This is a genomic window from Pseudomonas paraglycinae, assembly GCF_021601625.1.
Taxonomy (GTDB): Bacteria; Pseudomonadota; Gammaproteobacteria; order Pseudomonadales; family Pseudomonadaceae; genus Aquipseudomonas; species Aquipseudomonas paraglycinae.
The window spans coordinates 55748-70703 of sequence record NZ_BQHR01000007.1; the positions used below are offsets into that span (position 1 = coordinate 55748).

At 58.7% G+C, this 14956-nt stretch carries 13 protein-coding genes; 1 reads left to right on the plus strand and 12 read right to left on the minus strand.

Annotation, left to right across the window (positions count from 1 at the left end):
* Together L6D82_RS12125 and L6D82_RS12130 are read right to left on the minus strand one after the other, a co-directional pair.
* Window positions 1-453: a PaaI family thioesterase gene (locus L6D82_RS12125; RefSeq protein WP_007959014.1), complete on the minus strand. Its 453-nt coding sequence runs from the start codon at window positions 451-453 to the stop codon at window positions 1-3.
* On the minus strand, window positions 450-926 hold the full coding sequence (locus tag L6D82_RS12130) for a PaaI family thioesterase (RefSeq protein ID WP_085747077.1): 477 nt from the start codon (window positions 924-926) through the stop codon (window positions 450-452). Before L6D82_RS12130 ends, L6D82_RS12125 begins: the two co-directional genes overlap by 4 nt.
* Window positions 927-1084: 158 nt before the next feature.
* Between L6D82_RS12130 and L6D82_RS12135 the strand changes: the two genes are divergently transcribed.
* Entirely contained in the window at window positions 1085-1321 is a 237-nt protein-coding gene (locus L6D82_RS12135; RefSeq protein WP_007959016.1) for a hypothetical protein, read from the plus strand.
* A 77-nt stretch (window positions 1322-1398) separates the two neighbouring features.
* Here L6D82_RS12135 and L6D82_RS12140 read toward each other — a convergent pair whose 3' ends face one another.
* The 10 genes from L6D82_RS12140 to sdhA form a co-directional block, all read right to left on the minus strand.
* Window positions 1399-1800 (minus strand): MAPEG family protein, encoded by a 402-nt coding sequence (locus L6D82_RS12140; protein WP_064594489.1) that lies wholly within the window; start codon window positions 1798-1800, stop codon window positions 1399-1401.
* Window positions 1800-2537: a DUF599 domain-containing protein gene (locus L6D82_RS12145; RefSeq protein ID WP_085608854.1), complete on the minus strand. Its 738-nt coding sequence runs from the start codon at window positions 2535-2537 to the stop codon at window positions 1800-1802. Before L6D82_RS12145 ends, L6D82_RS12140 begins: the two co-directional genes overlap by 1 nt.
* Before the next feature lie 151 nt (window positions 2538-2688).
* Window positions 2689-4002: a branched-chain amino acid transport system II carrier protein gene (brnQ, locus tag L6D82_RS12150; RefSeq protein WP_007959023.1), complete on the minus strand. Its 1314-nt coding sequence runs from the start codon at window positions 4000-4002 to the stop codon at window positions 2689-2691.
* A gap of 328 nt (window positions 4003-4330) precedes the next feature.
* Window positions 4331-5215 (minus strand): succinate--CoA ligase subunit alpha, encoded by an 885-nt coding sequence (gene sucD / locus L6D82_RS12155; RefSeq protein ID WP_011333119.1) that lies wholly within the window; start codon window positions 5213-5215, stop codon window positions 4331-4333.
* Window positions 5215-6381: an ADP-forming succinate--CoA ligase subunit beta gene (sucC, locus tag L6D82_RS12160; RefSeq protein WP_007959029.1), complete on the minus strand. Its 1167-nt coding sequence runs from the start codon at window positions 6379-6381 to the stop codon at window positions 5215-5217. Before sucC ends, sucD begins: the two co-directional genes overlap by 1 nt.
* 199 nt (window positions 6382-6580) lie before the next feature.
* On the minus strand, window positions 6581-8017 hold the full coding sequence (gene lpdA, locus L6D82_RS12165) for a dihydrolipoyl dehydrogenase (RefSeq protein ID WP_085682946.1): 1437 nt from the start codon (window positions 8015-8017) through the stop codon (window positions 6581-6583).
* Between the two features lie 98 nt (window positions 8018-8115).
* A complete protein-coding gene (odhB, locus tag L6D82_RS12170; RefSeq protein ID WP_085648494.1) occupies window positions 8116-9339 on the minus strand; it encodes a 2-oxoglutarate dehydrogenase complex dihydrolipoyllysine-residue succinyltransferase in 1224 nt (407 codons plus the stop codon).
* 42 nt (window positions 9340-9381) lie between these two features.
* Window positions 9382-12213 (minus strand): 2-oxoglutarate dehydrogenase E1 component, encoded by a 2832-nt coding sequence (locus L6D82_RS12175; RefSeq protein WP_011333115.1) that lies wholly within the window; start codon window positions 12211-12213, stop codon window positions 9382-9384.
* 253 nt (window positions 12214-12466) lie between these two features.
* Entirely contained in the window at window positions 12467-13171 is a 705-nt protein-coding gene (locus L6D82_RS12180) for a succinate dehydrogenase iron-sulfur subunit (RefSeq protein WP_007959035.1), read from the minus strand.
* A gap of 11 nt (window positions 13172-13182) precedes the next feature.
* Window positions 13183-14955, minus strand: a complete 1773-nt coding sequence (gene sdhA, locus L6D82_RS12185; RefSeq protein WP_085747080.1) for a succinate dehydrogenase flavoprotein subunit — start codon at window positions 14953-14955, stop codon at window positions 13183-13185.
* Window position 14956 lies beyond the last annotated feature (1 nt).

The window sequence follows — 14956 nt, forward strand, 5'->3', positions numbered from 1 at the left end:
TCAGGATTTCAAGGGCTCATCGATTTTGAAGTGCGCGCGGGCAGTGGCAATCGGTTCGCTTTCGGTGCTTTGCCACGCCGTGACCGCGACGTTGGCCACCCGCCGGCCCTGACGGCAGACCTGACACCGGGCCCAGGTGTCGCGAAACTGCCCGGCCCGCAGGTAATCGAGGGAGAAATCGATAATCTTCGGCACACCCGGCGCGCCGGTGAAAATCAGCAGGTGCAGGGCGGCGGACAGCTCCATGAACCCGGCAATCACCCCGCCGTGGATCGCCGGCAATAAAGGGTTACCAATGTTGTCCTTGTTGGCCGGCAGCTTGAACAGCAAGTCATCACCGACCCGCGAACACTCGACGCCGATAAGCCCGGCGTAGGGGATCAGTTTCAGCAGCGGCGCGTAGTCACCCTTCTCGTGGGCTTCTTGCAATTGCTGCTTGAAATCATCGCTCATGGGTTTTCTCCCTTGATCGCGCCACCGAAGCCTTTGGTGCCTTTAAGGCCCTTGCCCATGCGCATGAAGGTGCCGACGACGTGGGCAATCGGTTGCTCGGGATCATCCTGATAGGCGAAGCCGCGAGCGAAGATCACATCGGTGGTGACTCGATAACATTGGGCGAAGCCATAGACGTCTTTATGCGGCTCGGCGGCGTGCATGTAGTCGATGCGCAGATCGAGGGTCGGGCAGACTTCGAATTCCGGCAGGACGCACAGGGTCGACATGCCGCACGCGGTGTCCATCAGCGACGTGATCGCCCCGCCGTGGATGACGCCAGTCAGCGGGTTGCCGACGATTTGCTCACTGTACGGCAGCACCACCGTCAGGCCTTCGCTACTTGCGCTGTGCACCTTCAATCCCAGCACCTGACAGTGGCGCAAGGCCGAGAGAAACCGTGTCGCACGCTCAAAAACGGGGTTTTCGGCCATTTGATAATTACTCTTGTTAGTCGTCATTCCCAGTAGTGGAAAGAACAGCAAAAGTTCCATTGCAAAACAAACTTATATATCTGAAAGAAATGAGGAACTTAAGCCTTGGGCCTGAGCTCTTAAGGCCAGTAGTTATTTTCCATAAGGAGAAACACCCCATGCGTAAGACTTTAGCTATTGCCTTGATGTTGACCGCTTCCCTCGGTCTCGCTGCCTGCGATAAAAAATCCGAGGACAAAGCTCAAGATGCCAACCAACATGCTGAACAAGCTCAGCAAGACATGAACAAAGCTCAGGATAAAGTGAACGACGCAGCGAAAGAAAACGCCGAAGCTGCCAAAGCTCAGGCCGAATCGAACGCTGCAGCGCAAGAAGAAGCTGCCAAGAAGCAATAAGCCGCTTCTGGCTGGCAAAAAAGAAAACCCGCCAAGTGCGGGTTTTCTTTTGCCTGTCATTTTTTGCCAGTGCCGTCTTAGAGCAAGACTGTTCTAAAAGTCGGACTAATCATCAGCAACAATGAACACACTAAGCCGACCAGCCAGACCAGACTGCGCAATTTTGGAATATCCGCCAGATAAAACCACAAATAGAAAATCCGTGAGATCACGAAGATGATCGCCAATGTATCGATCAGCCATCCCGCCGTCTGCGTGGTATGCGCCATCAGCACGCCAACCGCAAACAGGATGAACGCTTCGATGCTGTTCTGATGCGCCGCCAGCGCACGGGCGCCGTAACCGGTAAGCTGCGCCTGTTGCTGACGCGGCAGATGGTTGTTGTAACCGCCCTGCTCTTTCATGGCCTTGCCGACCGGCATCCGCGCCACGTAGATCAACAATGCACTGATAAACACACACCAGAACGGAATACTCATCAAGCGGCCTCTTTGTTCGCTTCGGGCAATGGCGCCTCTGTAGGGGTATAGACCATTACATCGAGCACGTCGGAATGAAACTCCCGGCGATACAACACCAGCACCACACCGGCGCTCATCAACATGAACAGCCACGGGCTGACGAACCACGCCAGCATGCTCATGCCGAAGTAATAGGAACGCAGACCGAAGTTGAACTGGTTGGCCGCCATCGAAATCACTCGAGCCGCCCGCGAGGCGAACGCCTTGCGCTCCTGCTCCGACACTTGCCGCTCACCGATCATCGGGGCCGAGCCGACCAGAATGGCGGCGAAGTTGTACTGGCGCATGCACCAGCTGAAAGTGAAGAAGGCATAGACAAACACCAGCGCCAGGCACAGCAACTTGATCTCCGACATGCCCTGCGAGGCCTGTTGCACCATCGGAATGTCCGCCAGCAGCGACACCGCGCGCTCGGACGCGCCGAGCACGGTCAGGATGCCCGCCAGGATAATCAGCGTGCTGGAGGCGAAGAACGAGGCGTTGCGCTCCAGGTTGCCGATCACGCTGGCGTCGGCAATACGGTTGTCACGCAGCAGCATGCGGCGCATCCAGTCTTCGCGGTACAGATGCAGCACGCTGGCCAGGCACGCGGTGTCACGGGCCTTCCAGGTGGCATAACGGGTGTAACCGCCCCAGCAGATGACAAACCAGAGCGCGGCCAGCAGGTGGATCAGGTTGGCTTGGATGAACGACATGCAATTCCCTGTGATGAAGATTTCGGCTCCCCTTCGACGTTAGTCGAGGGAAAAAGACACTGCCTGAAGCCCATAAAAAATGCCCCGTATCGATTGATACGGGGCATTTCTGTTTAATCGCTCGGCAGCCGCTCGTGGCGGCCCGGCAATCTTAGGCGAGTGCTTCGGCGCGCTTGCCCAGCAGGCGGTCGCAAACCACGGCAACCACCAGGGTCATCACGCACGGCACCAGCCACGCCAGACCTTGCTCGCTCAGCGGCAGGTGGGCCAATTGCGATGGCATCCAGTCCGCCAGACCGGCGCCTTTCAACGCATCGATGGTGCCGAACACGAACGACACCAGCATCACCGGGCCCATGATGCGGCTCTGCTCATGCCAGAACGCTGCACAGAAGCTCAGCGCCACCAGCACGATGCACGGCGGGTAGATTGCGGTCAGCACCGGGATCGAGAACGCGATCAGCTTGGTCAGGCCCAGGTTGGACACCAGCAGCGAGAACGCCGCCAGGATGATCACCAGGGTCTTGTACGACAGCGGCAGTACGCGGCTGAAGTATTCGGCACAGGCGCAGGTCAGGCCGACAGCGGTCACCAGGCACGCCAGGGAGATCAGCACGGCAAGGAAGCCACTGCCCAGCGAACCGAAGGTGTGTTGCACGTAAGCGTGCAGCACCGCCGCGCCGTTGGTCGCGCCCGCCGCCACTTCATGGCTGCCGGAACCCAGACGGAACAGGCTGACATACACCAGCGCCAGACCGACACCGGCAATCAGCCCGGCGATGATCGCGTAACGGGTGATCAGCGCCGGCGACTCGACGCCACGGGAGCGGATCGCGTTGACGATGACGATACCGAATACCAGTGCGCCCAGGGTATCCATGGTCAGGTAACCATTGATGAACCCTTGGGAGAACGGTGCTGCGACATATTCCGGGGTAGCCACACCGATATCACCGGCCGGCAGTGCGAACGCAGCGATGCCGAGCACAGCCAGGGCGATGATCTTCAGCGGCGCGAGGAAGCGACCGACGGTGTCCAGCAGACGCCCAGGGTAGAGCGAAATGAAGAACACCAGCAGGAAGTACACCGAACTGTAGAGGAATAGTGCCAGCGGGCTTTCGCCGGTCAGCGGCGCCAAACCCACTTCAAAGGAAACGGTCGCGGTACGCGGCGTTGCGAACAACGGGCCGACCGCGAGATAGCACGCTGCAGCCAGTACACCACCAGCGATCTTGCCGATCGGGCTGCTCAGGGCGTCCATTGCGCCACCGACCTTGGCCAGTGCGACCACGGTGACCACCGGCAAACCGACCGCCGTGATCAGGAAACCCAGCGCCGCCATCCAGACGTTTGGCCCGGACTGCAAACCGACGATAGGCGGGAAGATGATGTTGCCGGCCCCGACGAACAGGGCGAATGTCATAAAGCCAAGTGCCAGGATGTCCTGACCTTTCAAAACTTTCATTAAGGAAATACCACACTACTGAATCGGAATTTAGAGGGGGATTTCCCTGTGGGGTTAGGGAAATGCTGTCAATCCGTATAAGACTGACCCGTTTAGCGCGTTGCATGCCTTGTGGGCGGCAGACGCAAAATGGCGGCTAGCCTAACGAATTTGCCCGACAAACGCACTGTTAGAGGGCGAACTATCCGATACGCGACGTTTCTGTGTCGCGTTTTTGCATGTTATTGGGTGAGTGCTTATAAATTGCCATCGTCCACCCGAACGCCAGAAACGACAAAGGCCACCCTAAGGTGGCCTTTGTTGCTGGAGCAGAGAAGTCAGCCGAAGCTTACTTCTTCACTTCCCAGCCAGTCAGCTCGGCCAGGGCCTTGCCGATGTCTGCCAGCGAACGCACGGTTTTCACGCCTGCGTCTTGCAGAGCAGCGAATTTCTCGTCTGCAGTGCCTTTGCCGCCGGAGATGATTGCGCCGGCATGGCCCATGCGCTTGCCCGGAGGAGCAGTCACACCAGCGATGTAGGAAACAACCGGCTTGGTCACGTTTGCCTTGATGTAGGCAGCCGCTTCTTCTTCAGCCGAACCGCCGATCTCGCCGATCATGACGATCGCTTCGGTCTTCGGGTCTTCCTGGAACAGCTTCAGGATGTCGATGAAATTCGAACCCGGGATCGGGTCACCACCGATGCCGACGCAAGTCGACTGACCGAAACCGGCGTCAGTAGTCTGCTTGACAGCTTCGTAGGTCAGGGTGCCGGAACGGGAAACGATACCGACCTTGCCTGGCAAGTGAATGTGACCTGGCATGATGCCGATCTTGCATTCGCCTGGGGTGATCACGCCTGGGCAGTTAGGGCCGATCAGGGTAACACCCAGCTCGTCGCACTTAACTTTGGCGTCCAGCATGTCCAGGGTAGGAATGCCTTCGGTGATGCAGACGATCAGCTTGATGCCGCCGAAAGCTGCTTCCAGGATCGAGTCCTTGCAGAAAGGAGCCGGAACGTAGATCACGCTGGCGGTGGCGCCAGTGGCTTCTACAGCTTCTTTCACGGTGTTGAACACTGGCAGGTTCAGGTGGGTGGTGCCACCTTTGCCTGGAGTCACGCCGCCAACCATTTTGGTGCCGTAGGCAATGGCTTGTTCGGAGTGGAAAGTACCCTGCGCACCGGTGAAGCCCTGGCAGATTACTTTGGTGTCTTTATTGATCAGGACGCTCATTACTTGCCCTCCGCAGCTTTAACGACTTGTTGAGCAGCGTCGGTCAGGCTGGTAGCAGCGATGATGTTCAAACCGCTTTCTGCCAGTACTTTAGCGCCCAGTTCAGCGTTGTTGCCTTCAAGACGAACAACAACCGGGATTTTCACGCCGACTTCTTTCACTGCACCGATGATGCCTTCGGCAATCATGTCGCAACGAACGATGCCGCCGAAGATGTTAACCAGTACTGCAGCGACATTGCTGTCGGACAGAATGATTTTGAAAGCTTCGGTTACGCGTTCTTTGGTAGCACCACCGCCTACGTCGAGGAAGTTGGCTGGCTTGCCGCCGTGCAGGTTGACGATGTCCATGGTACCCATGGCCAGGCCGGCACCGTTCACCATGCAGCCGATGTTGCCTTCCAGCGCTACGTAGTTCAGTTCGAACTTGGCAGCGTGCGCTTCGCGCGGATCGTCCTGCGACGGATCGTGGAAAGTCTTCAGCTTGGGCTGACGGTACATTGCGTTGGCGTCGATGTTGATCTTGGCATCCAGGCAGTGCAGATCGCCATCAGCCTTGATCACCAGCGGGTTCACTTCCAGCAGAGCCAGGTCGTGATCCTTGAACAGCTTGGCCAGACCTACGAAGATCTTGGCGAACTGAGCAACCTGCTTGCCTTCCAGACCCAGCTGGAATGCCAGCTCGCGACCCTGGAATGGCTGAGCGCCAACCAGTGGATCGATAGTGGCTTTCAGAATTTTTTCTGGAGTGTCGTGAGCGATTTTCTCGATGTCCACGCCACCTTCGGTGGAGGCCATGAACACGATGCGACGGCTCGAACGGTCAACGACAGCGCCCAGGTACAGCTCTTTAGCGATATCAGTGCACGATTCAACCAGGATCTTGGTGACTGGCTGGCCGTTGGCGTCAGTCTGGTAAGTCACCAGACGCTTGCCCAGCCACTGCTGTGCGAAGGCTTTGGCGTCTTCTTTGCTGCGAACCAGCTTGACGCCGCCCGCTTTACCGCGACCACCGGCGTGAACCTGGGCTTTGACAACCCACTCGTTGCCGCCGATTTTGTCGCAAGCTTCTGCTGCTGCTTCCGGGGTGTCTACTGCGAAACCAGTGGAAACTGGCAGGCCGTATTCAGCGAACAGCTGCTTACCCTGATACTCGTGAAGATTCATGCTTTTTACCGTCTTCGTTAGGTACTGCGCATTCGGCGCTGCGCTCTTTATGAGTGCCGCGCCACCTGTGACTGCTGCTTGCGTAGCCTTTCCGGATACCCGGTGCAGCTACGCAAGGCTGCGTCCAGCGGACATTCCGCGGTGAGTCTTGCACGCAAGGCTCACGACGGGCCGTACCGCCGTGGTTTCTTATTGTGTCTTAACGCTTCTTGCGGTTGGCAATGTGGATGGCGCCGCCATTCACTGCCAAAGCTGCTTCGTGCAAGGCTTCAGACAGGGTCGGATGGGAGAAAACCATCATGCCCAGGTCTTCAGCGCTGGTGCCGAATTCCATACCGATCGCGCCCTGCTGAACCAGTTCTGCGGCGCTCGGGCCAATCACGTGCACGCCCAATACGCGGTCAGTCTTGGCATCGGCGATGACCTTGACGAAACCACCGGTATCGTTGGCGGCCATGGCACGGCCGGATGCTGCGAACGGGAAGGTGCCGACGTTAACTTCAACGCCTTCAGCTTTCAAGGCCTGCTCGGTTTTACCGACCCATGCGATTTCCGGGTGAGTATAAATAACCGAAGGGATCAGGTCATAGTTCATCTGGGCCTTGTGGCCTTTGATGCGCTCTACAACCATGATGCCCTCTTCCGAGGCCTTGTGAGCCAGCATCATGCCGCGAACCACGTCACCGATAGCGTAAACGCCCGGTACGGTGGTGGCGCAGTGATCGTCAACGTGCACGAAACCGCGCTCGTCCAGGGTCACGCCGCTGTCGGCAGCCAGCAGATCAGTGGTCACCGGACGGCGACCAACGGCTACGATCAGCTTGTCGAAAGTGATGGTCTGTTCGCCGTTGGCGTCGGTGTAGTTCACAACGACTTCGTCGCCGTTCACTTTCGAGCCGGTTACGCGAGCGCCCAGTTTGATGTCCAGACCCTGTTTGGTCAGGGTTTTTAGCGCTTCCTTGGAAACAGCGGTGTCCGCTGCCATCAGGAAGGTGTCCAGTGCTTCCAGGACAGTTACTTCTGCACCCAGACGCGACCAGACCGAACCCAGTTCCAGACCGATCACGCCAGCACCGATCACGCCCAGACGCTTGGGTACGGTCTGGAATTCCAGTGCGCCAGTCGAATCGACGATGACTTTCTGATCGACCGGAGCCGGTGGAATGTCGATCGGACGCGAGCCTGGAGCCAGGATGACGTTTTCGGCTTCGATGACTTCAACCGAGCCGTCCGGCTTGGTGACTTCGACTTTCTTGCCGGCCAGCAGTTTGCCGTGGCCCTGGATCGAAGTAACGCCGTTGGCCTTGAACAGAGTGGCAACACCACCGGTCAGGTTCTTGACGATGCCAGCCTTGCGGCCAACCATCGCAGCGACGTCCATTTTGACTTCGCCGGTCGAGATACCGTGGACATTGAAGCTTTCTTTCGCTTCCTTGTATTTCCAGGAGCTGTCCAGCAGCGCCTTGGAAGGAATGCAGCCTACGTTCAGGCAGGTGCCGCCCAGGGCTTGCTTGCCTTCAGCATCGGTGTACTTCTCGATGCAGGCAGTGCTCAGGCCGAGTTGCGCGGCCTTGATGGCAGCCACGTAGCCGCCAGGGCCCGCACCGATCACTACTACGTCAAATTTCTGCGACATTCAAAAAATCCTCTTTAGCGAAAAGCTTCAAGCCGCGCGCTGCAAGCCAGGCTGCGTTTTCCCCGCAGCTTGAAGCTTGCAGCGCGTGACTGCTTCTATCAGATATCCAGCAACAGACGAGCCGGATCTTCCAGCAGGTTCTTGATGGTCACCAGGAAGGTTACAGCTTCTTTGCCATCGATCAGACGGTGATCGTAGGACAGTGCCAGGTACATCATCGGACGGATCACGACCTGACCGTTGATGGCCATCGGACGCTGGATGATGTTGTGCATGCCCAGAATCGCTGCCTGCGGCGGGTTGACGATCGGGGTCGACATCATCGAACCGAAGGTACCACCGTTGGTGATGGTGAAGGTGCCGCCGGTCATTTCGTCCATCGACAGTTTGCCGTCACGGGCTTTCTTGCCGAAGGTGGCGATGCCGCCTTCGATTTCAGCCAGGCTCATGTGTTCGGCGTTACGCAGAACCGGAACCACCAGGCCACGGTCGCTGGAAACAGCGACGCCGATGTCGGCATAACCGTGGTAAACGATGTCGTTGCCGTCGATCGAAGCGTTGACCGCCGGGAAGCGTTTCAGCGCTTCGGTGGCAGCCTTCACGAAGAACGACATGAAGCCCAGGCGTACGCCGTTGTGGGACTTCTCGAACAGGTCCTTGTACTTCGAACGCAGGGCCATGACTTCGGTCATGTCGACTTCGTTGAAAGTGGTCAGCATCGCCATGTTCGATTGAGCTTCAACCAGACGCTTGGCAACGGTGGCACGAACGCGGGTCATCGGAACGCGCTTCTCGATGCGGTCGCCAGCGGCGAACACAGGAGCGGCGGCGGCCGGAGCAGCAGCCTTGGCAGGCGCGGCAGCCGGAGCGGCTTTCTTGGCAGCAACGGCTGCAACCACGTCTTCCTTGGTCACGCGACCGCCTTTGCCGGTGCCGGCAACGGAAGCGATGTTGATGCCGTTCTCTTCAGCCAGCTTGCGCGCGGCAGGAGCAGCGATCGGGTCGTCTTCGCCATCAGCGGCAGCAGGTGCAGCGGCGGCTGCGGCCGGAGCAGCAGCGGCAGCCGGGGCGGCAGCAGCAGCGCCGCCTTCAACGATGGAGCCCAGCACTTCGTCGGACAGGACGGTTTCGCCCTCGCCCTTGACGATTGCGCCCAGCACGCCGTCGGCGGTAGCCAGCACTTCCAGTACGACTTTGTCGGTTTCGATGTCGACGATCAGTTCGTCACGCTTGACGGCGTCGCCCGGTTGTTTGTGCCAGGTGGCAACGGTGCCATCGGCAACCGATTCCGGGAAAGTGGGGGCTTTGATCTCGATAGCCATTATCTGTGGTTCCTTAAATTCGGTTTCAGGTGCGCGAAGGCGTTAAACGGTAAACGCGTCTTGCAGCAGTTGTTCCTGCTGCTCGGCGTGCATCGATGCGTAACCACATGCTGGGGCAGCAGAAGCCTCACGGCCCGCGTACTCGAGTACGAGAGATTTGTTGAGGTTGCTGATGCTGCGACGCAGGTGGTGCTGGCTGCAGTACCAGGCGCCCTGGTTCATCGGCTCTTCCTGACACCACACGGCCGCTTTGGCGTTGGTGTAAGGAGCCAGGACTTCTTTCAAGTCGTCCTCAGGGAACGGGTACAGCTGCTCGATACGCACGATGGCGATATCTTCGCGGCCTTCGGCACGACGTTTTTCCAGCAGGTCGTAGTAAACCTTGCCGCTGCACAGAACAACGCGCTCGACCTTTTTCGGGTCCAGGGCATCGATTTCCGGGATAACGGTCTGGAACGAACCTTCGGCCAGATCTTCCAGGGTCGAGATGGCCAGTTTGTGGCGCAGCAGCGACTTTGGAGTCAGAACGACCAATGGCTTGCGCAGCGGGCGAATCACCTGACGGCGCAGCAAGTGGTAGATCTGGGCCGGAGTGGTCGGCATGCACACCTGAATGTTGTGCTCGGCGCACAGCTGCAGGTAACGCTCAAGACGTGCCGAGCTGTGCTCAGGGCCCTGGCCTTCGTAGCCGTGTGGCAGCAGCATGGTCAGACCGCAGAGACGGCCCCACTTGTGCTCGCCGCTGGTGATGAACTGGTCGATAACGACCTGTGCACCGTTGGCGAAGTCGCCGAACTGGGCTTCCCAGATCACCAGCGCGTTCGGCGTGGTGGTCGAGTAACCGTATTCGAACGCCAGTACGGCTTCTTCCGACAGGAACGAGTCGTACAGGTCGAAGCGTGGCTGACCTTCATACAGATGCTTGAGCGGAATGTAGGTACCGGCATCTTTCTGGTTGTGCAGCACAGCGTGACGGTGCGAGAACGTACCGCGGCCGATGTCCTGACCGGTCATGCGGATCGGGTGACCTTCGAACGCCAGGGTCGCGTACGCCATGGTTTCGGCGTAACCCCAGTTGATCGGCAGGCCGCCGGCTTGCATCTTCTGACGGTCTTCGTAGATCTTCGCGACCTGGCGCTGAACCACGAAGCCTTCCGGAATTTCCAGCAGCTTGGCGGACAGTTCCTGCAGGGTCTTGAGGTCGAAACGAGTGTCGTGACGCGCAGTCCAGGCGTGGCCCAGATACGGACGCCAGTCCACGAACAGCTCTTTGTTCGGCTCTTTGACCAGCGATTTCACTACGTGCAGACCGTTGTCCAGCGCGTTGCGGTATTCGTCGACTTTCGCCTGAACACGCTCTGCGTCCAGCACACCGGCCTGGGTCAGACGATCAGCGTACAGCTCACGGGTGGTGCGCTGCTTGGTGATCTGCTGATACATCAGAGGCTGGGTGCCGCTTGGCTCGTCGGCCTCGTTGTGGCCGCGACGACGGTAGCAGACCAGGTCGATCACCACGTCACGCTTGAACTGCATGCGGTAGTCGATGGCCAGCTGGGTCACGAACAATACGGCTTCCGGATCATCACCATTCACATGGAGGATCGGCGCCTGGATCATTTTCGCAACGTCGGTCGCGTACTCGGTGGAACGCGAGTCCAGCGGGTTGCTGATGGTGAAACCAACCTGGTTGTTGATCACGATGTGCACGGTACCGCCGGTCTTGAAACCGCGGGTCTGCGACATCTGGAAGGTTTCCATCACCACGCCCTGACCGGCGAATGCCGCGTCACCGTGGATGGAGATCGGCAGAACCTTCTCACCGGTAGGGTCGTTGCGACGATCCTGACGGGCGCGAACCGAACCCTCGACCACCGGGGAAACGATTTCCAGGTGGGACGGGTTGAACGCCATGGCCAGGTGAACTTCACCGCCGGTGGTCATTACGTTGGACGAGAAGCCCTGGTGGTATTTAACGTCACCGGAACCCAGCTCGACCTTCTTCTTGCCTTCGAACTCGTCGAACAGCTCGCGCGGGTTCTTGCCGAAGGTGTTGACCAGTACGTTCAGACGGCCACGGTGGGCCATGCCGATGACGACTTCCTTGGTGCCGTAGGAACCGGAACGCTGGATCAGTTCGTCGAGCATCGGAATCAGGCTTTCGCCGCCTTCCAGACCGAAACGCTTGGTGCCCGGGTATTTGGTGCCCAGGTATTTTTCCAGGCCTTCACCGGCCGTCACGCGCTCGAGCAGGTGGCTCTTGATGTCCGCGGAATATTCCGGACGGCCACGCACGCTTTCCAGACGCTGCTGGAACCACTGGCGCTGCTCGGAATCGGTGATGTGCGTAAATTCAGCGCCGATGGTGCGGCAATATGTCTGCTGCAACGCTTCGTGAATTTCGCGTAGGCTCGCTTCCTCTTTGCCGATGAACAGGTCGCCGGCACGGAAGGTCGTATCAAGATCGGCATTGGTCAAGCCGTAGTGATTGATCGACAGGTCTGCAGGTGCAGGACGCTGCCACAGCCCCAGCGGGTCAAGCTGGGCTGCCTGGTGGCCACGCATACGGTAGGCCTGGATCAATCGCAGCACTTCAACTTGCTTCTTCTCGTGCTCACTGCTCACGCTGCCGGCGGAAACCGGTTGGGCGCGGCGCTGGTTCTTTGCCAGCAGCACGAAATGATCGCGAATTGTGGAGTGCGAAACATCGGTGGCAGAGCTGCCGTCGGCAGGCAGCTTCTGAAAGTAGGTGCGCCACTCTTCTGGCACAGCGTTAGGGTCGTGCAGGTAGAGCTCGTAGAGCTCTTCCACATAGGCAGCGTTTCCACCTGAAAGGTAGGCGCTGTTCCACATGCGCTGCATCACGCTTTCTTGCATGCTTGGTCACCCTCGGTTAGGGGAACACCATCGGTGCCGACACCGAGCAAGCTTGCAGAAGTCCGAATGCAGCGACCAAAACAAGCCACTTAGGATCACACTGATAGTCCGGGTACCAGCCCGGATGCCCCTGCTTGTCTCATTTCTTCAAAATAAGAGCCGCAGCTTATGGCTGCTGCTCTGGTTATAGCCATGGCGCGGGTTGAAGCCCGCGCCTAAGCCCTCTGCGGGTACAGCGGTTACAGCAGCTGAATCACACGCCGCTCGAAAGCAGCATGTTACGGATGTGACCGATGGCCTTAGTCGGGTTCAGGCCTTTCGGACATACGTTGACGCAGTTCATGATGCCCCGGCAGCGGAAGACGCTGAACGGGTCATCGAGGGACGCCAGACGCTCGGACGTCTTGGTATCACGGCTGTCTGCCAGGAAGCGGTACGCTTGCAGCAGTGCAGCTGGACCCAGGAACTTGTCCGGGTTCCACCAGAAGGACGGGCAAGAGGTCGAGCAGCAGGCGCACAGGATGCACTCGTACAGACCGTCGAGCTTTTCACGCTCTTCAGGGGACTGCAGACGCTCGATGGCCGGAGCCGGCGTGTCGTTCTGCAGGAATGGCTTAACCTTCTCGTATTGCTTGTAGAAGATGCTCATATCGACAACCAGGTCACGGATAACCGGCAAACCTGGCAGCGGACGAACGATCAGCTTGTTACCTTTGACGACAGCGGACAACGGCGTGATGCACGCCAGGCCGTTCTTGCCGTTGATGTTCATGCCGTCGGAGCCACAGACGCCTTCACGGCAGGAGCGACGATAGGAGAAACCTTCGTCCTGCTCTTTGATCAGGGCGAGCACGTCCAGCACCATCAGGTCTTTACCACCGGTATCGACCTGGAATTCCTGCATGAACGGCGCAGCGTCCTGATCAGGGTTGTAACGATAAACACTGACTTGCAACATGGCGGTCACCCTTAATAAGTCCGGACTTTAGGTTCGAAAGTCGGAACAGTCTTCGGCGAGAAGTTCACGGCACGCTTGGCGACGCGTTTCTCACCCGGGAAGTACAGGGTGTGGCACAGCCAGTTTTCGTCGTCACGGTCTTCGAAGTCTTCACGGGCGTGAGCGCCGCGGGACTCTTTACGTACTTCGGCAGCGATGGCGGTAGCTTCAGCCACTTCCAGCAGGTTTTGCAGTTCCAGCGCTTCGATACGTGCAGTGTTGAACGCCTGCGACTTGTCGTTGATCTTCACATTGGCGATGCGCTTGCGCAGATCAGCCAGCTGGGCAATACCCTTCTGCATGTATTCGCCGGTACGGAATACACCGAAGTAGTTCTGCATGCAGCTTTGCAGCTCGCGACGCAGGGTAGCGACGTCTTCGCCGTCGGTACGGTTGTTCAGGGCGTTCAGACGCGCCAGGGCAGCGTCGATGTCGGCTTCGGTAGCGTCGTCGTATTCGATGCCGTCGGTCAGCGCCTTCTCCAGGTGCAGACCGGCAGCGCGGCCGAATACCACCAGGTCGAGCAGCGAGTTGCCGCCCAGACGGTTGGCACCGTGAACCGATACGCAAGCCACTTCACCTACCGCGAACAGACCAGGAATGATCTGATCCACGCCTTCGGCGTCCTGGGTGATCGCCTGGCCGTGAATGTTGGTGGCAACGCCGCCCATCATGTAGTGGCAAGTCGGAACAACCGGAACCGGCGCAACAACCGGGTCAACGTGGGCGAAAGTCTTCGACAGTTCGCAGATGCCTGGCAGACGGCTGTGCAGCACTTCCTCGCCCAGGTGGTCGAGTTTGAGCATCACGTGGTCGCCATTCGGACCGCAACCGTTGCCGGCGATGATTTCCTTAACCATCGAACGGGCAACAACGTCACGACCGGCAAGGTCTTTGGCGTTCGGAGCATAACGCTCCATGAAACGCTCGCCGTGCTTGTTGATCAGGTAACCACCTTCACCACGGCAACCTTCGGTAACCAGTACACCGGCGCCGGCGATGCCGGTCGGGTGGAACTGCCACATTTCGATGTCTTGTACCGGCACGCCAGCACGCAGAGCCATGCCGACGCCGTCACCGGTGTTGATCAGGGCGTTGGTGGTGGATGCATAGATACGACCTGCACCGCCGGTAGCCAGTACGGTGGCTTTGGCGCGGATGTAGGTGGTTTCACCGGTTTCGATGCAGATCGCGATCACACCGACGAATTCGCCTTCCTGGTTTTTCACCAGGTCGACAGCGTAGTACTCGTTCAGGAACGTGGTACCGGCTTTCAGGTTGCCCTGATAAAGGGTGTGCAGCAGCGCGTGACCGGTACGGTCGGAAGCGGCGCACGTACGGGCAGCCTGCCCGCCTTTACCGTAATCCTTCGACTGACCGCCGAACGGACGCTGGTAGATACGGCCTTGCTCGGTACGCGAGAACGGCAGACCCATGTGGTCCAGCTCGAAAACGGCAGCCGGGCCTTCCTGACACATGTATTCGATAGCGTCCTGGTCACCGATGTAGTCGGAACCCTTGACGGTATCGTACATGTGCCAGCGCCAGTCATCGTTCGGGTCGGCGGACGCGATTGCACAGGTGATGCCGCCCTGGGCGGATACGGTGTGCGAACGGGTCGGGAAAACCTTGGTGATCACGGCAGTCTTGTGACCGCCCTGTGCCAGTTGCAGCGCCGCGCGCATGCCGGCACCGCCGCCACCAATAATGATGGCGTCGAAAGAAATCGTTGGAATGTTAGCCATG